Source organism: Chryseobacillus diguaensis (assembly GCF_049220665.1).
Taxonomy (GTDB): Bacteria; Bacillota; Bacilli; order Bacillales; family Bacillaceae; genus Metabacillus_B.
Genome location: NZ_JBMKNV010000003.1, coordinates 414,368 through 438,527, shown reverse-complemented (window position 1 = coordinate 438,527; position 24,160 = coordinate 414,368). Strand labels below are relative to the sequence as shown.

Sequence of the window (24,160 nt, the reverse complement as noted above, 5' to 3'; positions counted from 1 at the left end):
TCTTAAATTAGACATAGGGACGAGAGTTACCCGCGGTTCCACCCTATTTGCTGTGCTTTAAGCACAGCCACTTTCAGCGCGCTGCTCAGGAATGCCCTTCCTTATTTGCCTTCTTCCGGCTCACACCATCCCGGAATCGCTTTAGTGAATTTCAATAAGTACTTCTTTCCTTCAATGCAGCCTATTATATTACTTGCATATTAATCGAATTTCAGCTTCATGTCAATCTCCCTGAGTGAAATATCACTTGGTTAAAGTCTCTTTTCTTAAGCTTTATTGTTTTTCACCAAAAAAGAATTCTAAAATACAACTGCGCTTTTTAAGAAAAGATGCACGAAGCTTATCTTCATTCGTGTTCGAAACTCATAAGAATAACAACAATCTTTGCAAAAACAGCCTTATAAAAGATGAGATTTATAATTTATCACGCATTTGTTCAACCTGATCCAGAAATTTCTTTGACTTTAAAAAAAGCCCTGAATACTCATCATAATAAGCCTCAATTACTTTTTTCAGTTCAAGCTTAGTTTCAGGCTTAACGGATATTTGGCCAAGCCGGTTTAAATCAAAATAATAAAACAGCCTGAGCAGCTTGACTGCAGTTGGAGAAATAGCGAATCTGTAAGGGTCTTTGTCAAAGCACCGATGGCAGATAAAACCGCCTTCTCTAATGGAAAAATGAAATGTCCCTTCCTTGTTCCCGCACACAGCACAAGAATCGAGCGATGGATGCAGACCTAAAACACTAAGCATCTTCACTTCAAAAATACGGACTAGTATTTCCGGATCAAGACCTTCTCCTAAGTAATGCAGGGTCTGATAAAATAGCTCAAACAAAAAAGGATTGGTTTGCAGGTTTTCCGTTCCCTTGTCGAGCAGTTCAGCTGTATACGAAGCATAGGCAGTCAAAAAAATATCTTCCCTGATCGCCCTCATGCTGTCAATTGTTTCTGCCTGCTGCATGCTGCCAAGCCCGCTGCTTTTTTGGAACATAAACATACCATAAGTAAAAGGCTGGGTTGAGGCAGCCAAACGGCTGTTGGGCTTTTTTGCCCCTCTCGCCATTAGTCCTACTTTTCCCAGCTCTCTTGTATATAATGTGACAATTTTATTGGTTTCTCCATAGTTATTCGTCCGAATAACGATGCCTTCACATTTTTGAAGCAAATCCTCTCACCATCCGGAAGGATCAGGCTATTACGATAGAGGAAAATCAAATTCAGCTTGCTCATCCCCTTGCAAATCGGGCAATTCTTCCCGGTACTGTTCAATTTCTTTAAAAAGAAGGTACGTATCAATATTACCTGTCTGAAAAAAAACCTTCCAGGTAAAATCCAACATAAAACCCCCACCTTTCATCTTTAAGACCAGCAAGCATTTCTTTTCATATCGTTATTATTAGCCATTTCTCCTTCTTTTCATGTTAAACAAATTTTACTAAATCCATTTTGCATAAAAGACAATTTTAGTATCTCTAAATATTAATATTCATCTTCCCTGAAGCCGAAATCACGAAGCTGGGAAAGCCTATTGCGCCAGTCCTTTTGAACCTTTACCCACAGCTCAAGAAATACTCTTGAACCAAGCAGAGCTTCAATATCCACTCTTGCTCTCTGTCCAACTTCTTTCAGCATGCTGCCCTGTTTGCCGATGATGATTCCTTTTTGGGAATCCCGCTCTACCATGATAGTGGCACTAACATAAATAGCTCCTTCATCGCGCCTTTCAATAGCCTCAATGACAACGGCAACTGAATGAGGAATTTCTTCCCTTGTTAAATGAAGCACTTTTTCGCGGATCAGCTCTGAAATAATAAAACGTTCGGGATGATCAGTTACCTGATCAGCAGGATAGTATTGTGGTCCTTCAGGCAAGTATCCTGTTAAGTTTTCAAGCAGCGTATCGACATTGTTGCCCTGCAGTGCAGAAATCGGCACTACTTCTTTAAATGGATAAAGGGCTTTATATTGTTCAATGAGCGGAAATAACCGATCCGGATGAATCTGGTCGATCTTATTAATAACAAGGAAAACCGGTGTGCTGGTTTGTTTGAGGCGTTCAATGATAAATTCATCGCCCCGGCCGTATCCTTCTTCCGCATTGATCATAAATAAAATCATATCAACTTCTTTAAGTGTATTAGTGGCAATTTTCATCATGAAGTCACCGAGCTTATGCTTCGGTTTATGAATTCCCGGTGTATCGATAAAGATGATTTGAGAATCATTTGTTGTATAAACACCCTGAATTTTATTTCGGGTTGTTTGGGGTTTATCACTCATGATAGCAATTTTCTGTCCAATAACTCTATTCAAAAAAGTTGATTTCCCTACATTAGGTCTTCCTATTATTGATATGAATCCTGATTTATATTGTTCGTTAGTCATTTAGATCCTCCGCAGAAAAAGCTCCTGGCAGTAAACCTGCAACAGTCATCTCTTCAATATTGCCTTGAAGATTTGTTAATACAACCTTCATATCACCTGCGCAAAGCTCGGAAATAACCTGTCGGCAAGCACCGCATGGCGGGACAGGACGCTTTGTATCCGCTACAACAGCAATCGCCTCAAATTCCCGTTCTCCCTCTGAATAGGCTTTAAACAAAGCCGTTCTTTCTGCACAATTACACATGCTGTATGCTGCATTTTCAATATTGCAGCCTTTATAAATCTTTCCGTCTTTTGTTAAAAGTGCTGCACCTACTTTAAATTTTGAATAGGGCACATATGCCATTTCTCTGGCTGCTTTTGCTTCTTCGATTAATTTTTCTCTGTTCACTGTTATGGCCTTCCTTTCAGACGGATGTCATGGCAACGCATCCATTCTTATTTTAACTCATTCTGAGTCTATTTTCACTCATCTGAGAATTTTGTTATCAAATTGTTGGAATTTTCTTAATTATATAATTTTAGGGATAAAGATCATAATTCCTAAAATAAACGCTAAAATGGCAAATAGAAATACAGCTCCTGCTGCTGTATCTTTGGCAGCTTTTGCAAGAGGCTTATATTCGCTTGTTACGAGATCAACGGTTCTCTCAATGGCCGTATTCATCAGCTCAAGTGACAGCATCCCGCCGATGAGGAGAAGCACGACCATCCATTCCATTTTTGTTAAATCGAAATAAAACCCGGCAGCTATTGTTAATACGGAAAGGAGACAATGAATTTGAAAATTCCGCTCCTTTTTAAATGTGAGGCGTATTCCATCGGCAGCATGGCGGAAACTGTGAACAAACCTCTTCCATTCAGTCTTTTGGCGTTCTTTTGAGTCCATAGGAATCTAAAATGTCCTTTTGTTTACTGAACATGATTGCTTCATCCTGTTCTGTCATATGATCATAACCAAGTAAATGAAGAAAGCCGTGCACTGCTAAAAAACCTAATTCCCTGCTAAAAGAATGATTATAATCCTCTGCCTGTTCTTTTGCTCTCGGAACTGAAATAATGATATCTCCAAGCATTCGGGGCATATCAGCTCCGATAATTTCTATTTCTCCCTCGCCTTCTTCTTCAAGGGCAAAGGAAATAACATCTGTGGGCTGATCCTTATCCCGATATTCCCTGTTAATTTCCTGTATCCGTTCATTTGTAACAAAGGTTACAGCAAGCTCAGAATCAAGCGCAACATCTTCTTCTTTTGCTGCATGATTCAGCAGTCCTTCGAGCATATCAAGCTGTTCAGCGTCCAGTTCCTTTGTTTCATCTAAAAAATCGATATTCATCTTCATGCTTGTTTCACCTTCTGTTTAGGTACTTCAGGATACTCAATCCTGGAATGGAAAATTCCTTTGAGTGATTCACAAAATGATTTTGCTACCACATCGAGCTCTTTCAATGTTAAATCACATTCATTTAGCTGTCCATCCTGCAGGCGGTCAGAGATAATCCCCCGCACTATTTTTTCTATTCGATCCGGAGTTGGATTGGCCATAGAGCGCACGGCTGCCTCTACACTGTCTGCAATGGAAATAACACCAATTTCCTTTGTTTGCGGCTTTGGTCCAGGGTAGCGGAACTCTCCCTCAAGCACCTCGTCTCCGCGTTCTTTTGCTTTATAGTAAAAATATTTTAATAGGGTTGTGCCATGATGCTGTTCAGCAATATCTACAAATTCTCTCGGCATCTTATGTTTCCGGAGCATTTCAGCTCCATCAACAGCATGGGCAATAATTACATTTTTACTCAGTTGAGGAGATAATTTATCATGCGGATTCTCAAGCTTCATTTGATTTTCAATAAAGTAGTGAGGCCGTTTTGTCTTGCCAATATCGTGATAATATGACCCTACTCTCGCAAGAAGGCCATTGGCGCCGATTGCTTCACAAGCAGATTCTGAAAGATTCGCAACCATTACACTATGGTGGTATGTGCCTGGGGTTTCCGTCAGGATCTTTCTGAGCAGCGGATGGTTAGGACTTGACAGTTCGATAAGCTTCATCGTAGATAAAAGGCCGAATCCAGTTTCGAAAAATGGCTGCAGGCCAATTGTCAGTACTGATGCAGCAACACCTGAAACAAGTGCCATAATCACATATGATCCAATTTCAAAATTCGATTGAGTTCCATTTTGAATGAGTAAAAGAGAAGTAATCATCATCAGATTAATTAAGGCAACAAAAAGGCCCGCCTGAAGTATTCTTGAGCGAAGATTATGCTTGCCCAAAAATAGAATTCCTGCCATACATCCTGCCAAATAATAAATGCCGATTGAAAAATTAAAAGCGCCTGTTATGCCCTCATTAAAAATGATGCTTCCGCAAATAGAAAGTATGATGCTTGTTAATATAGCCAGCCTTTCATTAAGAAGCAGCTTTATAAGCATTGTCCCCATCGCAACAGGCACAATATACCCTATGTAACTTAGATCGACTTGCTGAAAAAGGCTTAGTATTTTCATGATTCCCAATGTAATTGCGAAAATAAGCGTATATAAAAACAAGGAATCATTTTTTTTCTCAAATGGCTTTTCCGGTCTTTCAAAGTAGTAAAAAAGGACACCGATCACAAGCAAAATAAACAGTCCGAGCCCAATAAAAGGCTTGTAGGAGAAATCTTTATTAAGCAGCCCGGCAAGCTTTAATTTTGAATAAACTTCATTTGTAACCAGCTGATTTTCTTCCACAAGGATCTGGCCTTGTTTGATCTGAACCTCTTTTATACTGTCAGCTGCCTGCTTGCGTTTTTCTTCTGTTGCCTCACGATCAAATATATAATTGGGGACAACGGCAAATCTGCCAATCGTTGTAGCCGAATTGATTACATCTTTCGGGAGAGAAGTAAACTGAAGATCCTCATCTACCTTATCTTTGGACTCTTTCAGCTTTCCGATGGGGATTTCCTTGCTCATCGTATTATTAACAGATGTAACGACTGCATCCTTGGCAAGGCTTGTTTGCTTGCTGCTGGATTCCAAAAGAGGCATAAAGACGTCTTTGGAGATTTTTTCATTTAGGTCCTTAGTTAATTTTTGCTGCAGCAAGGCATATTTTTCATCCGGGGTAAGCGGTTTCACTGTTTGCTTCGCATCTTGAGTCAAATCAGCCGTTTGAGATTGATTGGCCCTTTCCTCCGCTTGCCTGTTCACATCAATAATTGCAGCAAATATAGAGGCAACCAGTTCAACCTGGTTTTCAGAATATTCCTTTTTGAGAGTGTATTGATCCTCTACATTATTATAGGCATCCAGTTTTTTCTTCTCAGTCGCTTCTTTATCTTCCACAGTAGATGGTGCATAGATCGTCTGGTTTGAAACATCAAACCTCTTGATCTTTAATGTTTGCGGTTTTACATTGCTGAAAAGAGCAATGAATATAAGAACCCCAAATATGATATATAGCAACACATGGAAAAAACGGTACTGATTCATTTTTTCAAGCTTTTGCTTAAATGCAGGCTTCTTTCTATTTTTCAAGACTGCCACCTCCCTGCTAAAAGAAAAAAATTATTTAAATCAAATTATCAAATTTGCATAGACATACATTTTGCTGAACCATAAAATTATTTACTAAAATATGATAAATCAACAAAAAGAGCCTTTAAAAAAGTGACCCGATATCGGGCGTCGGGCCACCTATTTTTCCACTTTATCATATGCAGCAATGATTTTCCCCACAAGAGGATGTCTTACTACATCTGTCTGTTCCAATTCGATAAATGATATGCCGCTGACTCCTTTTAGTATGTCTTTAGCTGCAGCTACTCCTGATCTTACGCCCTTCGGCAGATCAACCTGAGTAATATCACCTGTAATCACCATTTTAGAACCAAAACCAAGTCTTGTAAGGAACATTTTCATCTGGGCAGGAGTGGTATTCTGGGATTCATCCAGTATGACAAAGGCATCATCAAGTGTACGGCCCCTCATATAGGCAAGAGGCGCAATCTCAATCGTGCCTCTTTCAATAAACCTCCCTGTTTGCTCTAACCCCAGTACATCGTGAAGTGCATCATATAATGGACGTAAATACGGATCGACTTTTTCTTTTAAATCACCTGGTAAAAAGCCAAGGCTTTCTCCCGCCTCAACTGCAGGCCTGGTGAGAATAATTCTTTTCACGTGCCCATTTTTAAGAGCATTGACTGCCATTACAACGGCAAGATAAGTTTTTCCTGTTCCGGCGGGTCCAATTCCAAAAACAAGATCTGAATGTTTAATAGCAGAGATATAATGGCTTTGGCCAAGTGTCTTAACCCGAATCGATTTCCCTTTTGCACTTTTAGCAATCTCTTCACTGAAAAGATTTTCAAATTGTTCGAATTTTCCTTTTTTCGCCATGTTAACGCCGTATATAATGTCTCTTTCGCTAATCGTAATTCCTTTTCTGATAACGGCAAGAAGTGACTTCAACAGCTCGTCAACAAGCTGTACTTTTTCAGCATCACCTGAAACATAAACCTTTTCGCCACGAGTCACAATATCAACATTTAATTCTTCTTCCAAACGTTTTAAATGAACATCATGTATACCAAATAATGCAATGGCCTCATTCGGATTTTCTAATTGCTGATTCATTGAAACCAAATCTTCTGGCATTCTCTAGTCTCCCTGAACAATTGGTGTGGATTTCGCTATATTCTCAATTACCTGATAAAGTATTATCATTTTAACTTTACCATTCTCATTCGTTTGGTGCAAAACTTTTTCGCCGATTATTTGACCGTTCTCTCCAATTTTTTGTAAAACGTCGCTTTTTCCGATCCTAAGTCCAGCCTGACGGGCTTCACTTGGTGTATAAAGGCGTTTAACTGCTTCCTTCTCTCTTATTGTTTCTTTTAAATATCCTACCGGCAAACTCCAGTTAAGGAATTTCACATACCTCTGATCTTCCTCTTTTTCCTGGGAGCTGAATTCTTTTTGGTTAAAACCCCATATTGGTAACTGAAAAGAACCAATTGTAATGTAATGCTTCACGTTATTATTCCCTGAAAACACATTAAAATTTGTTCTGAGCGGCACTTCTACAGAAGATTTATACCATGTTTCGCCAAATACGAGGGCTTTTGATGCAATTATTTTTGAATTTTTTTCAGTTCCTATTACACCGGAAACGAGCAGCTGCCCCTTTTGTACATGGTCATTAACAGTCACTAACGGCTTTCCATGAGAGACAAACATACGGGTGATAACCGCTTTCTTAGCTGCAACAATATTTCCAGGGCTTGCATATTCCGTTTTATCCGGTTCATTCTTCTCAACGACTTTCAAGTGATAGGAGGTTCCGTTCAATTTTACTCCGACCCAAGTAATGGCTTTAATCCGGTCAGAAAGGGACTTTTGAATATCATCAGCGTCAGGGATAAGAAACTGTATGCTCCCTTCTTTCACACCGATTCTTGTCAGTTCTTTCTTGATCAGATGTTCCGTTTCAGGTTTTGCTCCCTGGATTTCAATGGACCATACCATATTGGAAAGAAGGAAAAGAACAGCTAGAAAGAGAACAAACCCTATAGCAAATCCCAGGTTCCTTCCTGTCTTTCTCATTAGAAAAGGAATTCCTCTTCTTTCTTTAAAATGGCATTTGCAATCATTTTTTCTTGCGATTGGCCTTAAGGCATGTACATCTTTCAAGCGAACAAAAAGAGAAAGCTCCTCCTCTTTTGTACGTTTCACCTTCCAGACAGGGATTCCGTTCCGGATGCATTCATTGACAAACCGCTCTGTTCCCCTGCCGTTTAGGACAACCCGTATATAACCCAATAAAAAGTTTGTCCAACCGTTCTTCATCCCGCTTCCCCCTCCAATTTTTAAAGAAGGCTCTTTTCTTAAACTTTGCTGCTCATGACCTTTTTTAGTACTCGAACCATTGGTATGGCAAAAACTTCAAGAAGAGATGCCCCGATGCTAGTCTAAATGCGTGATAACAGCATGTACGAAAAACAACAATCCCTGCGAAAACAGCCTTTAAGAAATTACGATTCCAGATAAGTTACCTGTTCAATACGCCCTTCCAGCATGATCTCTTCAGGTAATATGGTTTTAATCACAAATTGGCTCCCTTTTATTTGAAGCTGTCCCTGCTTAAGCAGCAGTCTAAGCTCTGTATCTGAAAATGCCAGCAGGCCTCTGTGATTTTCTATGTATATATGAAGCTGCCCCACCATTGTGATCCTGGGAAGGTCCATCATGACATCTGGCGGTAATTCGATCGTTCGGGTAATCCAATTAGCGACTCGCCTTCGCCATTTCTTTGCCATAAAAAGAACCCCCTTTCATCTCATATGTATGCGATTTTTTATAGATATATGTAGGGAGTACATGATATACTTGCTCCCGTTAATCATATTCTTGGGAGTTGACAACTATGACTATGGGAACAGTTACACTAATTAAAAACGTGGGAATTCTACTCCGCATTTCGAGGGAAGCATGAGAAGAAGAGATACTTTACTTTCACATAGAACGATTGCGGCAGACTATTTTAAAGAACGGAAACCGTAAAACCTAATTAAAGGGATATGAAATCCTGCGAATAAGCGAGTATTCGGGAGATAATCGAATTAAACTGAGGGAGTGAAATAAGATAGAAAAACAGCATGCCGGAGGGCATGCTGTTGTCAGGGGTCGCCCGCTATCACTAAGAATGAGAAAAAGTAGGACAAGATTTGAGTCGTTATTCGTATTTTTCCTTCATTATTCAAAAGATTTTCGTTTAGGTTTTTTTGACAAACGTGGCTTTATCCAAAAAAACGCAATGAGGATCTCAATAAATTTGGAAATGGCTGCAATAAGGAAAACCTCAGGTGCATTCCCATTAGCTAAAACCAAACCTCCGACCATAGCTCCTAATGGCATACCAAGTCTTGTCAATACACGAGAAACACTTAAAACCCTTCCTAACATAACTTTCGGGACACATTCTTGGCGAATGGTCGTAATGATAATGTTCCATGAAACGTTACAAAAGCTAACGATCCCAAACCCTAAGCCGGAGTCGAACCAAAAAAAAGGTAACATTGCAACTAAATATCCTAAGAACCCGATGGATAGAAGTAATGGGATCGAGTTACTCCTTCCGAATTTTCGTTCTATTGGAATTATCATGATTGTTCCGAACAATCCACCTATACTTAATAGGGCTAAGTTGATTCCGATCATTTCAGCATTTAGATGGATAGAAGTTCTTAAATAAAAAATTAATACTGCAAAAGCCGTGCTGTATCCAAAATTACCAATCATGGCTTGTAAGGAAAAGCCGAGTTGTAATTTATCTCTTATTAACCATTTAAAACCTTCCGTCATGCTAGTGAATATGTTTACATTTTCATATTCCTTCATTCCTGCGTCAACAGGTAAGAGCTGCCAAACAGTTACGATGGTACCCGCAAAGGAAATGACGTCAACCCATAATGTACTATAACCGCCAATGCTGGATATTAAAACTCCTGCAACAAGTGGTCCGATGAAACCGGATAATTGTGTAATCAACTGCATGGAACTATTGGCTTTTGTTAATTGATCACCAGCAATTTCAGGAATAATGGCTACGGTTGAAACATCAAACATTAGCGAGATAATGGTTACGAGAAAGGATATAGCATAAAGGTGCCATATTTCAATAAAGTTGTACGCGTGTAAAATCGGTACCATGCTAATAAGAATGACTCTTAAAACATCTGCTATGATCATTAAATTTTTTTTAGAAAATTTATCTACCAAAGAACCTATAAATGGACCTAGTGCTACAATCGGAAGGACACTTGTGGCATACAACGAACCCATGATAGTGGCAGACTTCGTTATTTCATAAGAGATCCACGGAATAGCAAACGTATAAATCGAATCGCCGATTTTGGATACAAAGCTGCCTAATAATAAAAACATATAGGAAGATGGCAGACCCGTTTTCATAGCAATACGGCTACCTTAGCAGGATATCTTGCCATGTTTGCATATAACGATCCCACGAACAGCACCGAACCGGTCAGGTGACAAAAAATCCATGGAATGGGAATAGCAAATAAAATATCGCTCACTCTGTAAAACGTCGTCAAAAAAGAGATGTTCCGATTAAGATTCACTGTTAACTCCTTTCTTTGACTCCATCAGTGAACCCTACTTTATAAACCGCTCATTCTTAGTATATATAATTATATCATATAAAAAGGATAAAATGAATGAATATTCAAATTTTTATCGCAAGGTCTAGAAGTTTATTTGCTTAATACTAAAGCTGCACGTGGCAGGTTTCACCTTTGCTAAAAATAAAGATTCAAACTTTGTGAACAATTACACTTAAAGTATAGGGTAGCTTTTTATTTTTTTAATTGCCAAAAAAACAGAGAAATTATAAGGTTGTTAACAACTACCTTTTTAGCAGGAGGGAACTATGACCATTTACGTTTTTCAGTTAGAAGCAGTTCCTCATCTAGATAATCCAGAAAGAGAAATATGTATCGGGGCAATGGTACTTTTGTTTTGCTAAATCAACAAATATGAAATCACCTTTGAATAAATTAGATGGGCGCACAAATTGCAGTAATTGATATGCCATTTTTAGATATACGTAAATACAATGACTCGGTCGGTTCTTTCGTTGCTGACTTGGTTTTACAGGTTTTATCATGAGTTGCTGAGGAAGAGAGAACTATGATTAAGACTCGTCAAGCTGAAGGCATTGCTTCAGCAAAGGCACAGGGTAAACACATTGGAAGACCTAAAACATCTATCACATCTGAATTTAAGGAAGCTTATAAGCAGTGGAAAGAAGGAAATATTACTGATGTTGAAGCAATGAGGATATCAAATATGACTAAGGCTACATTCTATCGTAAGGTAAATGAACATGAAGCAAGCTAAGGAGACTCCCAAACCGAGGAGTCTCTTTTCTTTTGGTAATGTATTTTTCCACACTTTAAGCGGGTTTATCAGCGGAATAGACTTATAGTTGCTTCATCCACACACCATGAAAAATTCGACTCGTTATAAATTATTGAACAACCCCCTATAATAAAGTTCATATTTATGAGTTAAAAGAGGGTTCTAACACTGCTTTTTCAATTAGCGGATTTTCTATTTGCAGCTATCTTATTTTTTTCTTCTGTAAACAGATGCTTTTTTTCTTGACTGGGGAGGCCCAAGAATTTCAGCCCAAATAACACCCTTTACTGCTTCTTTTTTTGAAAAGGAAAGTTCTTCTGTCTCCCTTTGCTGATATCTTGAAGCAATTGCTGTGCGGTCATAGGGAGAACTTCGGAATTCCTTGTTGAAACCGGAATTTGAATTCAGTGCTTTTCTTCTTTCCTCGTAGATTTCCTGCATAGAAACCCTCTTTTCAGTCAATTCCTCTGCTAATTCAGGATCTTGTCGCAGCGTTTGAATGACTTCTTTCTCTTCATCCATGCTTTTCAAAGCAGCTTTATTCCACTTATTATAGATGGACGCGGCCAAGCCGATCACTATTGCCGCAATAAACGGAAGATGAGAGATGTTTACTAAGAATTTAAATAGCTGGTCCATGTCATCCTCTCTTTCCAGGAATTAAAGGATCTAGACTTCGATTGCTATAATGCTATTTCCTGTCGTCCTTATTTCCCTTGGACATCTTACCAATGGAATCTCTCATTTCAGTATCTGCATTAATGTTTTGGTAATTCACATAATCCATTACCCCAAGATTCCCCTGTTTTAGAGCTTCTGCCATGGCAAGAGGGACCTCTGATTCTGCCTCTACTACTTTCGCTCTCATTTCTTCTACTCTTGCCTTCATTTCCTGTTCCTGAGCTACAGCCATTGCACGCCGTTCTTCCGCTTTTGCCTGTGCAATGTTTTTATCTGCTTCTGCCTGATCTGTTTGAAGAATGGCGCCGATATTCTTGCCTATATCAACATCCATGATATCAATGGAGAGTATTTCAAATGCTGTACCCGAATCGAGCCCTTTGCTCAAAACGGTCTGGGAGATTAAATCCGGATTTTCCAGGACTTTTTTGTGGTTATCTGAGGACCCGATTGTGGAAACAATTCCTTCACCTACACGTGCAATGATGGTTTCTTCGCCTGCTCCACCTACAAGGCGATCGATATTGGCGCGTACGGTTATTCTAGCCTTGGCTTTTACCTCGATCCCATTCATAGCCACACCAGCAATGTAAGGGGTTTCGATTACTTTCGGGTTAACACTCATTTGGACAGCTTCCAGTACGTTTCTGCCTGCAAGATCTATAGCTGCACATCTTTCAAAGCTAAGCTCAATATTGGCCCGTTCTGCTGCAATAAGAGCATTCACCACACGGTCTACATTTCCTCCAGCGAGGTAATGGCTTTCCAGCTGATTGGTCGTCACACCTATTCCAGCTTTATGGGCTTTAATAAGCGGATTAATGACACGGTTTGGAATGACCCTTCTAAGTCTCATCCCGATCAGCGTGAAGATGCTGACATGAACACCTGCTGCCAAGGCAGATATCCAGAGCATAACAGGGACAAAGGTAAAAAAGATCCCAAGCAAAATTAATATGGCAATGATAATGACAATCATCATAATGGAATTCGGATCCATCTGCTATTCCTCCTAGTTCGTTTCAATTTCTCGTACGACCACTCGGGAACCTTCTGCTTTGATGACTTTGACTTTTTTGTCTTTTGCTATAAAGCTTCCCTCTGTTACAACATCAATTCGCTCCTCTCCAAAAACAGCTGTGCCTGCGGGACGGAGAGTTGTCATGGCAACACCTGTTTGCCCGATTAAATCACTCCTTGTTTTATTTGAGACATATCCCTTTTTGCTGTCTGTTGTGTCATTGAGGATAAATTTCTTAAAAAGATTCATTCTTCTTCCCAACACCCTTGTGAACAAAAAATAAGTAAAGAGAGCAGCGGCTATAGCTACACCAAGCGAAACAGCCAAGTGAAAAAGATTATTCGCAGCTAGGAAAAAACTATATAATACAGCTCCTAATCCAAGTAAGCCGATGATACCTCCTGGAACAAAAAATTCCACTACAATTAAAAGGAGCCCCGCCAAAAACAACAGAACTGATTCATAGCCTGTAAAACCGGCCGCAATATGACTAAAAAAGAATAAAAACAAACATGTTATCCCGATAAATCCCGGAATGCCGAAACCCGGCGTGAAAGCCTCAATTAAAAGGCCTACAATCCCTACTGTGAGCAAAAGAGTGATCACATAAGGATTCGTCAATATTCTCGCTGCCTTTTGTGCAGGACTCAAATCAGCACTTTTCTGCTTCGCCTTTGAAGAAGCTAATAGAATTACAGGCAGACTCTTTTCATGCTCTTCTTGCAGCACAGCATTCCCTGAAGTTCCTTTAGCAGTCACTAAATGGACAGCTTTTTCTGTTTTTTCTCCCGATATTCCAGAAAAGCCTGCTATGCCGGCCAAAATGAGAACAACTATTCCTGCAAGGTGAAAGCCCCTCAACCTTCTCGTCAAAAATTCACCTCCCAATGCTTTCTTCTTCTCTACGTCTGCAACTGGCAAAAGGTTCCACTTTTATTGTATTCCTTTTTTCCCATAATAAAAACACCTTGCTTTCGCAAGGTGTTTTTTTGTTTTTATGAAAGCTGCTGTAAAACCAGCTTATTGATCATAGATCCGTCAGCTTTGCCTTTTACTTTAGGCATGATGGCAGCCATGACTTTGCCCATCTCCGCTTTGGAAGTAGCACCTGTTTCAGAAATTGTCTCTTTCACAATATCCAGAACTTCTTCCTCAGAAAGCTGTTCAGGCATGTATTCATTAACAATTACGATTTCAGCTTGTACTTTATCTACGAGATCAGAACGATCAGCGTTTTCGAATTCCTGGAGGGAGTCCTTACGTTGTTTTAACTCACGAGAGAGGACTGTTAATTCCTCTTCTTCTGAAAGCTCGTTCTTATTTTGCTTGATTGCTTCATTTTGAAGCGAAGCTTTTACCATACGGATTACTGAGAGTTTTTCTTTGTCTTTATTCTTCATCGCTTGCTTCATATCTTGATTTAAACGTTCAAGAAGACTCATGAATACACCCTCTTTTAGAATTTGCGTTTTCTAGCCGCCTCAGATTTCTTCTTGCGCTTTACGCTAGGCTTCTCGTAGAATTCGCGCTTTCTAGCTTCTTGCAAAGTACCTGTCTTAGATACTGAACGTTTGAAGCGTCGAAGAGCATCTTCAAGCGATTCGTTCTTACGAACAACAGTTTTTGACATTCTATTTCCCTCCCTCCGAATACACCAATCGACAATGTTTCAAAGTATGAACATGTTATTGAAACATGTACCTTGCAATTATAATATATGAGGTCATACAGGTCAACATAAACTGCCTAAAAAGCAGTCCTTTCTCTCCAAAATGATGGGTAAGCCTGCGTTTTAAAACGAGGTTTTTCGAAATAAAAGAGCCTTTTGTCACTTCCTCCGAAATTCCTGTTTCCCCCAAAACGAAATTCACACGTTTATAAATAGTGCAAATTTAAGCAAGGAATGAGTAAAAATCAGTATTAATAGTCTGAATCTGACGTTTCGCCAGCAATAATGGAAACTCCAGCGCTTGCTCCGATGCGTGTAGCGCCAGCTTCAATCATTTCTTCTGCGCCTTTGCGGTCGCGGACTCCCCCAGAAGCTTTTACTCCAATATCAGGGCCGACTGTTTTTCTCATTAAGCGGATATCTTGAACAGTAGCGCCTCCTGTAGAGAAGCCTGTAGAGGTTTTGACGAAATCTGCTCCAGCTTTTACAGCCAGCTCACTTACTTTTACTTTTTCATCATCTGTTAAAAGGGATGTTTCAATGATCACTTTCGTAAGCGCTTTTCCTTTAGCCGCTTCTACAACGCTCTTGATATCGCGCTCAACTAAATCATAGTCTTTACCTTTAAGCGCACCAATGTTTATAACCATATCCACTTCAGCAGCGCCTTTTTCGATCGCATCCTTTGTTTCAAATGCTTTTGTTTCAGGTGTGTTTGCCCCAAGAGGAAATCCAATTACGGTACAAACCTTCACATCTGATCCGTCAAGCAGCTTAGCAGCTGTTTCTACCCATGTTGGATTGATGCAAACGGAAGCAAAATGATGCTGCTTTGCTTCCTCGCAAAGTTTTTCAACCTGCTCTCTTGTTGTTTCGGCTTTTAGTGCTGTATGGTCAATCATTTTTGCGATTTTCTCTGACATTTTAAAGTGCTCCTTTCAGGTTTCCGTTAGTTGTTAGACCTCTTACATCTTACCATGATCGTATTTGGTTGACGAGCGGCAAGTTCACTTTTTCTTGTAGCATTTGTCTTTTTTGTCCATCCTTATTCTTGTTGATTGTGAACAAATGGAAAACCCGATATCACTATCGGGTTTTCTGAAATTTATTTTCTTTTATCAAGATGACATACGAATTTTTTCTGCTGGTTCATCTTCAAGTACTCGGACAAATTGTCCCTCGCTATAAGGATAACCTGCTTTTGTAATTTTCACTTTAACAATTTTCCCAACCATTTCTTCTGCTGCAGGGAAAACCACTTTTAAATAGTTATCTGTGTAACCCATGTAAAGTCCGCTTTCAGGATCTTCTTTGTACCGTTCCTCAGGAATAACTTCCAGGATTTCGTCTTCATAACCTGAGGCATATTCTTTAGCCAGCTGATCAGACAGATTGATCAAACGATGAACCCGCTCATTTTTTACTTCCTCATCAACTTGGTCTTCCATTCTTGCTGCTGGCGTCCCAGTCCGTTTGGAATAAGGGAAGACGTGAAGCTCAGAAAATTGGTGCTTTTTAATAAAGTCATACGTCTCCATGAACTCTTCTTCTGTTTCTCCTGGAAATCCAACAATAACATCAGAAGTTACAGCAAGGCCTGGCAATGCTTTTTTAAGCTTTTCCAAACGCTCCGCGAAAAATTCCATCGTATATTTTCTGCGCATTCTTTTAAGAACAGAATTTGAAGCGGATTGAATCGGAATATGAAGGTGGCGGACAATTTTGTCGGACTTGTCCAGCACTTCAATAACCTCATCTGTAATTTGGCTTGCTTCAATAGAGGAAATGCGAATTCTTTTCAGTCCGGCAACCTTCTCGTCCAGCGCTCTTAACAGCATAGCAAAATTATAATCCTTCATGTCTTCGCCATATCCGCCAGTATGGATTCCGGTAAGGACAATTTCCTTATAGCCGGCATCTACAAGCTGCTGCGCCTGATGAATGACTTCTTCAGGGTTCCGGGACCGCATCAGTCCGCGAGCCCATGGAATAATACAAAACGTGCAGAAATTATTGCAGCCTTCTTGTATTTTCAGCGAAGCTCTTGTTCTGTCAGTAAAAGCAGGAACATCAAGCTCCTCATATACTTTTGCTTTCATAATATTGCTTACGCCATTAATCGGCTGCCTTTCTTCGTGAAACTGGTGAATGTAATCAAGCATTTTCACACGATCCTGCGTACCAACGACTATATCCACTCCAGGGATGGCCATTATTTCTGCAGGAGACGTCTGAGCATAACAGCCCGTTACACAAATAACACTGTCAGGGTTTTTCCGGATTGCTCTCCGAATGACCTGACGGCTTTTTTTATCGCCGGTATTCGTTACTGTACAAGTATTGATGACATAAACGTCAGAAGTTCCTTCAAATTCTGTCCGCTCGTAACCGGCATCTTTAAATAATTGCCAAATGGCTTCCGTTTCGTAATGGTTAACTTTACACCCTAATGTATGAAAAGCAACGGATGGCATAATTGATCACCTCAATAATTCATAATAAAATGAAACAGCAGAAAGGGCGTACAGCGGAGCTGTTTCGGTCCGCAGTATTCTTGGGCCAAAGCTTGACGGAATAAAACCTTTTTCCATTAACAAGGATGCTTCATTGGAGGTAAGTCCACCCTCTGGACCTGTTACAATAAGAAGCTTTCCTCCCTCTTGCATCCCTTCAAGGGCTTTGGCGAAATTTTGCTTTTCTCCCGCTTTTGCTGATTCTTCATAAGCAAGTATTTTAACATCATAGTTATCTGATTGGTTGATTAACTCTTTAAAACTCAGAGGCTCATGGATGGATGGAATGTCATTCCGATAAGACTGCTCTGCCGCTTCTTTTGCAATTTTCTGCCAGCGATCCACTTTTTTCTTCGCCTTGATAGGTTCCATTTTAACAATAGAACGGGCAGCATTAAAAGGGATAAACTCAAAAGCTCCGAGCTCGGTCCCTTTTTGGATAATCCATTCCAGCTTATCCCCTTTAGGCAGCCCGCTCGCGATCGTCACTTTTACAGGCAATTCTCGATTAATCATGACCCATTTTAGCGGAAGGCACCTTATAGAATCATCTGATAGCTCTTCGATCACACATTCAGCTTCGCAGCCATCTGCAGAAATACAGATGATTTTTCCGCCTTCTTTTAGACGCATGACTCTAGTAATATGATGGACATCTTCACCTGTAATCAAAACAATATCTTTTAGATTGCCGCTCTTTTCATGAATAAAATACCGCTGCACATTCTCACCTTCTTTAAGCTGGATAAGTATAACGCATATCAGTACAAAACTAAAACTACCGGTATACTAAGACCGATAGTTTCAGAATTGCTGCTTCTCTCGTCATATATACTTGATTACGCCTTTTTTGCTATGAATGCAACCCAGTCTTCCATAACCATTGTTTCGAGAATGACAAAGCCCGCATTCAGAAGCCCTTCTTTAACTTCATTCTTTTTATTCATAATGATGCCTGAAGTAATAAAAAGACCATCTTCCTTTAAGATCCTGTATGCATCATCCGAAAATTTAAGAATAATTTCTGCCAATATATTAGCAACGACCACATCAGCCGGGCCATTAATCTCATTTAAAAGATTATTCTCAGAAACCTGAACTCGATCATGGACTTTATTCAGTTTCGTATTAATTCTGGCGCTGTTTACAGCAACCGGATCCAAATCAAGTGCAGAAACAGACTTTGCGCCAAGCATTGCTGCTGCGATGCTCAAAACTCCAGAGCCTGTTCCTACGTCTACTACCGCATCGTTTTCTTTTACAGACCTTTCAAGCGCCTGAATACAAAGGACTGTTGTTGGATGAGTTCCTGTACCAAAAGCCATTCCAGGATCCAGTTCAATAATCAATTCGTCTGAATGGACAGGTTCATATGTTTCCCACGTTGGAACAATGGTAAATTTATCGGAAATTTTAACAGGATGGTAATATTTTTTCCAGGCTGTTGCCCATTCTTCTTCGTTTACTTCGCTGATGGAAACTTTGTTCTTGCCAAGATCAATATCATACTTGACAAGAGTGTTGATGGACTCTTTAATTTCTTCAACTGTTTCTCCAAGAAAGCTGTTTACAGGCAAATAAGCTTTAACGATAACCCCTTCATCTGGATAGTCATCCGGATTCAGCTGGTATATTTCGCCATAAACGCTTTCCCGTTCTTTAAATAAATCGAATGGATCCTCAATGACGACACCGCTTGCTCCTGCTTCGTGCACTATATTGGAAATTGGTTCAACCGCTTCTTGAGTGGTATGAATGCTGATTTCCGACCATTTCATCGACTGCCAACTCCAATCATTAGTCTCCCTTAAAGGCACGTTTCATTTTATCGAAGAAACTCTCTTCATGCTCATCAGGAAGGTTGCCGCTGATTTCAGCAAACTCTCTCATAAGCTCCTTCTGTTTCTCGGTCAGATTGGTCGGGGTTACAATGCGGACAACGATATGCTGATCTCCCTGGCCATATCCGCGAACATTTGGAACGCCTTTTCCTTTTAACCTGAATTTGGTTCCTGCCTGCGTACCTGCAGGAACTTTGAGTTTTACCTTGCCGTGAAGAGTTGGAACCTCAATTTCGTCTCCTAAGGACGCCTGTGAGAAGGTTAATGGCATTTCACAATAAATGTCGTCTCCATCCCGCTCAAAGAATTCATGCTGACGCACATGGAATACCACATAAAGATCGCCTTGAGGACCTCCGTTTATACCAGGTTCACCTTGGCCTGAAACTCTTAGCTGCTGGCCGTCATCCACACCTGCAGGAATGTTAACTTTGATGCTTCTGCGTTTTTTAACCGTTCCATCGCCGCCGCAAGTAGCACATTTGTGCTTAATCATCTTGCCGGTTCCATTACAGTAATGGCAGACTCTGCGATTGACAATTCGTCCAAACGGTGTATTTTGTTCCATATTCAGCTGGCCTGATCCTCCGCAATGGGTACAGGTTTCAGGTTTTGTGCCCGGTTTTGCTCCGGATCCATGACATGTTTCGCATTCTTCATCTCTAGGAATATCAATTGTTGTTTCCTTGCCAAATGCTGCTTCTTCAAAAGAAAGAGTCATTGTATATTGCAAATCTGCTCCCTGGCGCGGTGCATTTGGATCTCTTCTGCGGGCACCGCCACCGCCAAAAATGGAACTGAAAATGTCTTCAAATCCGCCAAAACCGCCAAAATCTGCTCCCTGGCCTCCGAAACCGCCAAAGCCCTGATTCGGATCTGTATGGCCGAATTGATCGTAATGGGCACGCTTTTGGTCATCATTCAGTACTTCATAAGCGTCTTTCACTTCTTTAAATTTATCGGCCGCATCGTCTGATTTATTGATATCTGGATGGTATTTTTTAGAAAGATTACGATAGGCTTTCTTAATTTCATCCTTGGATGCGCTCTTACTGACACCAAGGACATCATAGTAATCACGCTTGCTCATAGCTTCTCACTCCCGAATTCTCACATAACCTAAATTGTATCATTGCCGCTATTTCAAAATCAACCTCTTTCTCTTCTCAAAATAGAAAGCAGCAGCTTAAACCTTATAGCTCTGTAAATTTGTCTGTTGATTGCAGCTAGAAGACGTACGCTTTCCGCGGGCGGTTCGGAAGCCTCCTTACAGCAAGGCTCTTGTGGGGTCTTACTTCACTCGCACTCCTGCAGGAGTCTCCCGCCTTCTGCTCCAATCAACAAGTGCTTAAAATCAGCACCATTCATTACCATAGCCAATCTGAAAAAAAGCCAAAGCCAAGACAAGCCTGACTTTGACTTTATTCAAAGGGTGCTGCAAGAATTATTTTTTGTCTTTGTCGTCATCCACTTCTTCGTAATCAGCATCAACAACATTGTCGTCTGCTTTTTTGCCTTCAGCTGCACCTTCAGCTCCGCCTTGGGTACCAGCCTGCTTCGATGCTTGTTCATAAAGCTTTACAGAAAGCTCTTGAACGATATTTTGAAGCTCGTCTTTTTTTGCACGGATTTCTGCTAATTCATTCTTTTCAATTGCTGCTTTCAAAGCATCTTTGGCTTCATTGGCTTTTGTAACTTCAGCTTGATCCACTTTGCCTTCAAGGTCTTTCAGCGTTTTTTCTGTTTGGAACACAAGCTGATCTGCTTCATTGCGCAGTTCCACTTCTTCCTTGCGTGCTTTATCTGCATCAGCATTCTCTTCCGCTTCTTTTACCATGCGGTCGATCTCATCATCAGACAATCCTGTTGAAGATTTGATTGTAATGGTTTGTTCTTTGTTCGTTCCAAGATCCTTCGCACGAACGTTAACAATACCATTTTTATCAATATCAAAAGATACTTCAATTTGAGGTACTCCGCGAGGTGCAGGAGGAATATCCGTAAGCTGGAATCTTCCAAGTGTTTTGTTATCCGCAGACATCGGGCGTTCCCCTTGAAGAACATGGATATCTACTGCTGTCTGGCTGTCAGCTGCAGTTGAGAACACTTGCGATTTGCTGGTTGGAATAGTTGTATTGCGGTCAATCAGCTTTGTAAATACTCCGCCCATTGTTTCAATACCAAGAGAAAGTGGTGTTACATCAAGAAGGACTACATCTTTAACATCTCCTGTGATTACACCGCCCTGAATGGCTGCTCCAAGAGCTACAACTTCATCAGGGTTAACTCCTCTGTGAGGTTCTTTGCCAAGCTCGCTCTTAATGGCTTCCTGAACAGCAGGAATACGAGTAGAACCGCCGACAAGAATAACTTTGTCGATTTCATTTTTGCTTAGGCCAGCATCTTTCAACGCCTGACGGACAGGTCCCATAGTTCTTTCAACAAGAGAAGAAGAAAGCTCGTCAAATTTCGCTCTTGAAAGGGTTACTTCAAGATGAAGCGGTCCAGCTTCTCCTGCTGTGATGAACGGCAATGAAATTTGAGTTGAAGATACACCGGAAAGATCTTTTTTCGCTTTTTCAGCAGCATCTTTTAATCGCTGCAAAGCCATTTTATCTTTGGAAAGATCGATTCCATTGTCTCTTTTGAATTCAGCTGCAAGGTAGTTTATGATCACTTGGTCAAAGTCGTCTCCGCCTAGACGGTTGTCACCGGCAGTTGAACGTACTTCGAATACTCCGTCTCCAAGCTCAAGAATGGAAACGTCAAATGTTCCGCCCCCAAGGTCGTAAACTAGGATTGTTTGGTCTTCATCCTGCTTTTCAAGACCGTATGCTAGAGCTGCAGCAGTCGGTTCATTAATAATACGTTCTACTTCAAGTCCCGCAATGCGGCCGGCATCTTTTGTCGCCTGGCGCTCAGCATCATTGAAATATGCAGGAACTGTAATAACCGCTTTTGTTACTGGCTCGCCTAAATAATCTTCAGCATATGCTTTAAGGTGCTGAAGAATGATCGCAGAGATTTCCTGTGGCGTGAAGTTTTTGCCTTCAGCTTCTACTTTATAGTCTGTACCCATATGACGCTTAATGGAAATAATTGTATTCGGATTCGTAATGGATTGGCGTTTTGCAACTTCACCAACCTGGCGTTCGCCGTTTTTAAAAGATACAACTGAAGGCGTTGTTCTGTTACCTTCCGGATTCGGAATGACTTTAGGCTCTCCGCCTTCGAGTACAGCAACACAAGAGTTTGTTGTACCTAAATCGATACCAATAATTTTACTCATTGCAGAACCTCCTAATAACTTATGTATTTATTGACTTACTTTTACCATTGCCGGACGAATAACACGGTCTTTGAGTTTATACCCTTTTTGGAAAACCTCAACCACTGTATTCGGTTCAGCCTCGCTATCCTCGACCTGCATAACTGCCTGGTGCAAATGAGGATCAAATGAATTTCCTAAAGCTTCGATCTCCTCTGCACCTTCGCTTTTCAGCGCTTGAACAAGTTGTCTTTGTACCATCCCCATGCCTTGCAGAAGAGATTTAACCTGCTCATCTGCTGCTTCTGTCTGCAGCGCTCTTTCGAAGTTATCCAGTGCAGGAAGCAATTCTGTAATTAACCCTTGAGCGCGGTATTTCTGCATCGCTTCAAGATCCATCCTTGAACGGCGTTTAAAGTTTTCATAATCTGCCTGCAGGCGAAGATAACGATTTTCTGCTTCTTCCAGTTTTTGCTCAAGAGCAGCAGCTTCCGCTTTAGCAGCAGAAAGCTCATCATTATTTGCCTCCTCGGAAGAAAGGACTTCAGATGCGCCTTCTTCAATGGCAGCTGTATTTTCTTCAGAAAGCGTTTCTTCATTCTCTAAGCTGCGATCTTTATTTTCTTCTGTCATTTCTTTCACCTCCCTTAAATGCCTGAATCGGCATTTGCATGGAAAAGGGATGGGTATGTTCCACCCACCCTTTATCAATATCACCAATCCAATTATACATGATACAAATTAGTAATGGCTTTTGACAAATCCTTTGCAACATGTTCAAGCAGGCTGATGACTCTGGAATATTCCATTCTTGTTGGTCCAAGAATGGCAATTGTTCCAATTTGACGGGTTCCTACAGAATAGGCGGCTGTGATCAGGCTGCAATTATCCATAGCTGAAACCTGATTCTCATGTCCGATGGAAATCGATATTCCGTTCTCTTTCACTTTAAGAAGATCATAAAATGCCTGTCCATCCTCAATCATTGTTAAAAGAGATTTTACTCTTGAGAGATCATTAAATTCAGGCTGGTTCAGCATATTCGTTTTGCCGCCAAAATAAATTTTCTCTCCTGTATCAGAAAAGAACGTATTATCCAGCGCTTTTAAAAACGAATCGTAATTTTCAATATGAACTTTAAGGAGATTCACAACCTCTTTATACAGTCTGTCCCTGAGCTCAGCTAGCGGTATGCCCGTTAGTCTTTCGTTCAAAATATTGACCACTTTTTCAATGTCCCCGGGTTCTATGGTACCTGGAAAAGTAATGGTTTTGTTCTCTACATGTCCCGTATTTGTGACAATGATCGCGACTGCCATGTTCTCATTGATCGGAATAATCTGGAGGCTTTTAAGCCTGTTTTCATTTACTTTAGGTCCAAGCACGATGGATGTATAATTGGTCAGATCTGATAAGATTTGCGCAGATTTTTGAACTGTTTTTTCAAGTTCAAAAATTCTTTCGGCAAAAATAGACTTAATCTGGCCGATTTCCATCTTGGTCAGTCTCTGCGGAGACAATAAGTGATCCACGTAGTATCTGTATCCCATTTCAGATGGGACCCTGCCTGAAGAACTATGGGTTTTTTCAATAAAACCGAGTTCTTCCAAATCCGCCATTTCATTTCGAATGGTAGCGGAACTGAAGGTTATGGACTCTTTTTTCGAAAGCGTCCTTGAGCCCACAGGCTGGGCTGAACGTATAAAATCATCAACAATTACTTGCAGAATCAACAATTGGCGTTCCGTAAGCAACTATTCATCACCTCTGTTAGCACTCAAGAAGAACGAGTGCTAATTCTAATAACAAATTAACAAAAGCATTTCTAAAAGTCAATTGATTTATCCC

At 40.5% G+C, this 24,160-nt stretch carries 24 protein-coding genes, 1 pseudogene and 1 other annotated feature; of the genes and pseudogenes, 1 reads left to right on the top strand and 24 read right to left on the bottom strand.

What is annotated here, in order from left to right; all coding sequences use genetic code 11:
* Window positions 1-12: 12 nt before the first annotated feature.
* Window positions 13-184: a binding site (T-box leader), on the bottom strand.
* A 230-nt stretch (window positions 185-414) separates the two neighbouring features.
* The 11 genes from recO to ACOT8F_RS07145 all read right to left on the bottom strand — a co-directional run bounded on the left by recO (window position 415) and on the right by ACOT8F_RS07145 (window position 10,350).
* Complete coding sequence (gene recO, locus ACOT8F_RS07195) at window positions 415-1,167, bottom strand: DNA repair protein RecO (protein ID WP_421650883.1); 753 nt, start codon at window positions 1,165-1,167, stop codon at window positions 415-417.
* 30 nt (window positions 1,168-1,197) lie between these two features.
* Entirely contained in the window at window positions 1,198-1,341 is a 144-nt protein-coding gene (locus tag ACOT8F_RS07190; RefSeq protein WP_421650882.1) for a YqzL family protein, read from the bottom strand.
* A gap of 140 nt (window positions 1,342-1,481) precedes the next feature.
* The gene (era, locus tag ACOT8F_RS07185; protein ID WP_421650881.1) at window positions 1,482-2,387 is read right to left on the bottom strand and encodes a GTPase Era; all 906 of its coding nucleotides are present in this window, start codon (window positions 2,385-2,387) and stop codon (window positions 1,482-1,484) included.
* A complete protein-coding gene (locus ACOT8F_RS07180; RefSeq protein WP_421650879.1) occupies window positions 2,380-2,778 on the bottom strand; it encodes a cytidine deaminase in 399 nt (132 codons plus the stop codon). Before ACOT8F_RS07180 ends, era begins: the two co-directional genes overlap by 8 nt.
* A gap of 120 nt (window positions 2,779-2,898) precedes the next feature.
* A complete protein-coding gene (locus tag ACOT8F_RS07175; RefSeq protein WP_421650878.1) occupies window positions 2,899-3,276 on the bottom strand; it encodes a diacylglycerol kinase family protein in 378 nt (125 codons plus the stop codon).
* Window positions 3,248-3,730 (bottom strand): rRNA maturation RNase YbeY, encoded by a 483-nt coding sequence (gene ybeY, locus ACOT8F_RS07170; RefSeq protein ID WP_421650877.1) that lies wholly within the window; start codon window positions 3,728-3,730, stop codon window positions 3,248-3,250. Before ybeY ends, ACOT8F_RS07175 begins: the two co-directional genes overlap by 29 nt.
* On the bottom strand, window positions 3,727-5,868 hold the full coding sequence (locus tag ACOT8F_RS07165; protein ID WP_421650941.1) for an HD family phosphohydrolase: 2,142 nt from the start codon (window positions 5,866-5,868) through the stop codon (window positions 3,727-3,729). The genes ybeY and ACOT8F_RS07165 overlap by 4 nt, the downstream gene beginning before the upstream one ends.
* Before the next feature lie 204 nt (window positions 5,869-6,072).
* Window positions 6,073-7,035, bottom strand: a complete 963-nt coding sequence (locus ACOT8F_RS07160; RefSeq protein WP_421650876.1) for a PhoH family protein — start codon at window positions 7,033-7,035, stop codon at window positions 6,073-6,075.
* 3 nt (window positions 7,036-7,038) lie between these two features.
* On the bottom strand, window positions 7,039-8,226 hold the full coding sequence (gene yqfD / locus ACOT8F_RS07155; RefSeq protein WP_421650874.1) for a sporulation protein YqfD: 1,188 nt from the start codon (window positions 8,224-8,226) through the stop codon (window positions 7,039-7,041).
* Between the two features lie 185 nt (window positions 8,227-8,411).
* Complete coding sequence (gene yqfC / locus ACOT8F_RS07150) at window positions 8,412-8,696, bottom strand: sporulation protein YqfC (RefSeq protein ID WP_421650873.1); 285 nt, start codon at window positions 8,694-8,696, stop codon at window positions 8,412-8,414.
* A gap of 436 nt (window positions 8,697-9,132) precedes the next feature.
* Window positions 9,133-10,350, bottom strand: a complete 1,218-nt coding sequence (locus tag ACOT8F_RS07145; RefSeq protein WP_421650871.1) for an MFS transporter — start codon at window positions 10,348-10,350, stop codon at window positions 9,133-9,135.
* A 615-nt stretch (window positions 10,351-10,965) separates the two neighbouring features.
* Between ACOT8F_RS07145 and ACOT8F_RS07140 the strand changes: the two are divergent.
* A pseudogene (locus tag ACOT8F_RS07140) lies at window positions 10,966-11,298 on the top strand (recombinase family protein); the annotation flags it as partial.
* A 228-nt stretch (window positions 11,299-11,526) separates the two neighbouring features.
* Here ACOT8F_RS07140 and ACOT8F_RS07135 read toward each other — a convergent pair.
* The 13 genes from ACOT8F_RS07135 to hrcA form a co-directional block, all read right to left on the bottom strand.
* Window positions 11,527-11,958 (bottom strand): hypothetical protein, encoded by a 432-nt coding sequence (locus ACOT8F_RS07135; RefSeq protein ID WP_421650869.1) that lies wholly within the window; start codon window positions 11,956-11,958, stop codon window positions 11,527-11,529.
* 52 nt (window positions 11,959-12,010) lie between these two features.
* Window positions 12,011-13,000 (bottom strand): flotillin-like protein FloA, encoded by a 990-nt coding sequence (gene floA / locus ACOT8F_RS07130; protein WP_421650868.1) that lies wholly within the window; start codon window positions 12,998-13,000, stop codon window positions 12,011-12,013.
* A gap of 12 nt (window positions 13,001-13,012) precedes the next feature.
* Complete coding sequence (locus ACOT8F_RS07125; protein ID WP_489672223.1) at window positions 13,013-13,627, bottom strand: NfeD family protein; 615 nt, start codon at window positions 13,625-13,627, stop codon at window positions 13,013-13,015.
* A 389-nt stretch (window positions 13,628-14,016) separates the two neighbouring features.
* Window positions 14,017-14,463 carry a GatB/YqeY domain-containing protein gene (locus ACOT8F_RS07120; protein WP_421650865.1) on the bottom strand — a complete coding sequence of 149 codons (447 nt, stop codon included), beginning with the start codon at window positions 14,461-14,463 and terminating at the stop codon, window positions 14,017-14,019.
* Between the two features lie 14 nt (window positions 14,464-14,477).
* A complete protein-coding gene (rpsU, locus tag ACOT8F_RS07115) occupies window positions 14,478-14,651 on the bottom strand; it encodes a 30S ribosomal protein S21 (protein ID WP_003152957.1) in 174 nt (57 codons plus the stop codon).
* Between the two features lie 290 nt (window positions 14,652-14,941).
* Window positions 14,942-15,613, bottom strand: a complete 672-nt coding sequence (gene deoC, locus ACOT8F_RS07110; protein WP_421650863.1) for a deoxyribose-phosphate aldolase — start codon at window positions 15,611-15,613, stop codon at window positions 14,942-14,944.
* 195 nt (window positions 15,614-15,808) lie between these two features.
* Window positions 15,809-17,164 (bottom strand): tRNA (N(6)-L-threonylcarbamoyladenosine(37)-C(2))-methylthiotransferase MtaB, encoded by a 1,356-nt coding sequence (gene mtaB, locus ACOT8F_RS07105; RefSeq protein WP_421650862.1) that lies wholly within the window; start codon window positions 17,162-17,164, stop codon window positions 15,809-15,811.
* Window positions 17,165-17,170: 6 nt separating this feature from the next.
* Entirely contained in the window at window positions 17,171-17,926 is a 756-nt protein-coding gene (locus ACOT8F_RS07100) for a 16S rRNA (uracil(1498)-N(3))-methyltransferase (protein WP_421650861.1), read from the bottom strand.
* Window positions 17,927-18,042: 116 nt separating this feature from the next.
* Window positions 18,043-18,981, bottom strand: a complete 939-nt coding sequence (gene prmA / locus ACOT8F_RS07095; protein ID WP_421650859.1) for a 50S ribosomal protein L11 methyltransferase — start codon at window positions 18,979-18,981, stop codon at window positions 18,043-18,045.
* 19 nt (window positions 18,982-19,000) lie between these two features.
* Window positions 19,001-20,134, bottom strand: coding sequence for a molecular chaperone DnaJ (dnaJ, locus tag ACOT8F_RS07090; protein ID WP_421650857.1), 1,134 nt, complete (start codon window positions 20,132-20,134; stop codon window positions 19,001-19,003).
* Between the two features lie 354 nt (window positions 20,135-20,488).
* Window positions 20,489-22,333 carry a molecular chaperone DnaK gene (gene dnaK / locus ACOT8F_RS07085; RefSeq protein ID WP_421650856.1) on the bottom strand — a complete coding sequence of 615 codons (1,845 nt, stop codon included), beginning with the start codon at window positions 22,331-22,333 and terminating at the stop codon, window positions 20,489-20,491.
* A gap of 27 nt (window positions 22,334-22,360) precedes the next feature.
* Window positions 22,361-22,945, bottom strand: a complete 585-nt coding sequence (gene grpE, locus ACOT8F_RS07080) for a nucleotide exchange factor GrpE (protein WP_421650855.1) — start codon at window positions 22,943-22,945, stop codon at window positions 22,361-22,363.
* Between the two features lie 92 nt (window positions 22,946-23,037).
* A complete protein-coding gene (gene hrcA / locus ACOT8F_RS07075) occupies window positions 23,038-24,066 on the bottom strand; it encodes a heat-inducible transcriptional repressor HrcA (RefSeq protein WP_421650854.1) in 1,029 nt (342 codons plus the stop codon).
* Between the last annotated feature and the right edge of the window lie 94 nt (window positions 24,067-24,160).

Excerpts from the sequence above, each read along its gene's own strand:
- ACOT8F_RS07190 (WP_421650882.1), bottom strand. The coding sequence starts at position 1,341 with ATGTTGGATTTTACCTGGAAGGTTTTTTTTCAGACAGGTAATATTGAT.
- era (WP_421650881.1), bottom strand. The coding sequence starts at position 2,387 with ATGACTAACGAACAATATAAATCAGGATTCATATCAATAATAGGAAGA.
- ACOT8F_RS07175 (WP_421650878.1), bottom strand. The coding sequence starts at position 3,276 with ATGGACTCAAAAGAACGCCAAAAGACTGAATGGAAGAGGTTTGTTCAC.
- ybeY (WP_421650877.1), bottom strand. The coding sequence starts at position 3,730 with ATGAAGATGAATATCGATTTTTTAGATGAAACAAAGGAACTGGACGCT.
- ACOT8F_RS07165 (WP_421650941.1), bottom strand. The coding sequence starts at position 5,868 with ATGAATCAGTACCGTTTTTTCCATGTGTTGCTATATATCATATTTGGG.
- ACOT8F_RS07160 (WP_421650876.1), bottom strand. The coding sequence starts at position 7,035 with ATGCCAGAAGATTTGGTTTCAATGAATCAGCAATTAGAAAATCCGAAT.
- yqfD (WP_421650874.1), bottom strand. The coding sequence starts at position 8,226 with ATGAAGAACGGTTGGACAAACTTTTTATTGGGTTATATACGGGTTGTC.
- yqfC (WP_421650873.1), bottom strand. The coding sequence starts at position 8,696 with ATGGCAAAGAAATGGCGAAGGCGAGTCGCTAATTGGATTACCCGAACG.
- ACOT8F_RS07145 (WP_421650871.1), bottom strand. The coding sequence starts at position 10,350 with ATGAAAACGGGTCTGCCATCTTCCTATATGTTTTTATTATTAGGCAGC.
- ACOT8F_RS07135 (WP_421650869.1), bottom strand. The coding sequence starts at position 11,958 with ATGGACCAGCTATTTAAATTCTTAGTAAACATCTCTCATCTTCCGTTT.
- floA (WP_421650868.1), bottom strand. The coding sequence starts at position 13,000 with ATGGATCCGAATTCCATTATGATGATTGTCATTATCATTGCCATATTA.
- ACOT8F_RS07120 (WP_421650865.1), bottom strand. The coding sequence starts at position 14,463 with ATGAGTCTTCTTGAACGTTTAAATCAAGATATGAAGCAAGCGATGAAG.
- rpsU (WP_003152957.1), bottom strand. The coding sequence starts at position 14,651 with ATGTCAAAAACTGTTGTTCGTAAGAACGAATCGCTTGAAGATGCTCTT.
- deoC (WP_421650863.1), bottom strand. The coding sequence starts at position 15,613 with ATGTCAGAGAAAATCGCAAAAATGATTGACCATACAGCACTAAAAGCC.
- mtaB (WP_421650862.1), bottom strand. The coding sequence starts at position 17,164 with ATGCCATCCGTTGCTTTTCATACATTAGGGTGTAAAGTTAACCATTAC.
- prmA (WP_421650859.1), bottom strand. The coding sequence starts at position 18,981 with ATGAAATGGTCGGAAATCAGCATTCATACCACTCAAGAAGCGGTTGAA.
- dnaJ (WP_421650857.1), bottom strand. The coding sequence starts at position 20,134 with ATGAGCAAGCGTGATTACTATGATGTCCTTGGTGTCAGTAAGAGCGCA.
- dnaK (WP_421650856.1), bottom strand. The coding sequence starts at position 22,333 with ATGAGTAAAATTATTGGTATCGATTTAGGTACAACAAACTCTTGTGTT.
- grpE (WP_421650855.1), bottom strand. The coding sequence starts at position 22,945 with ATGACAGAAGAAAATAAAGATCGCAGCTTAGAGAATGAAGAAACGCTT.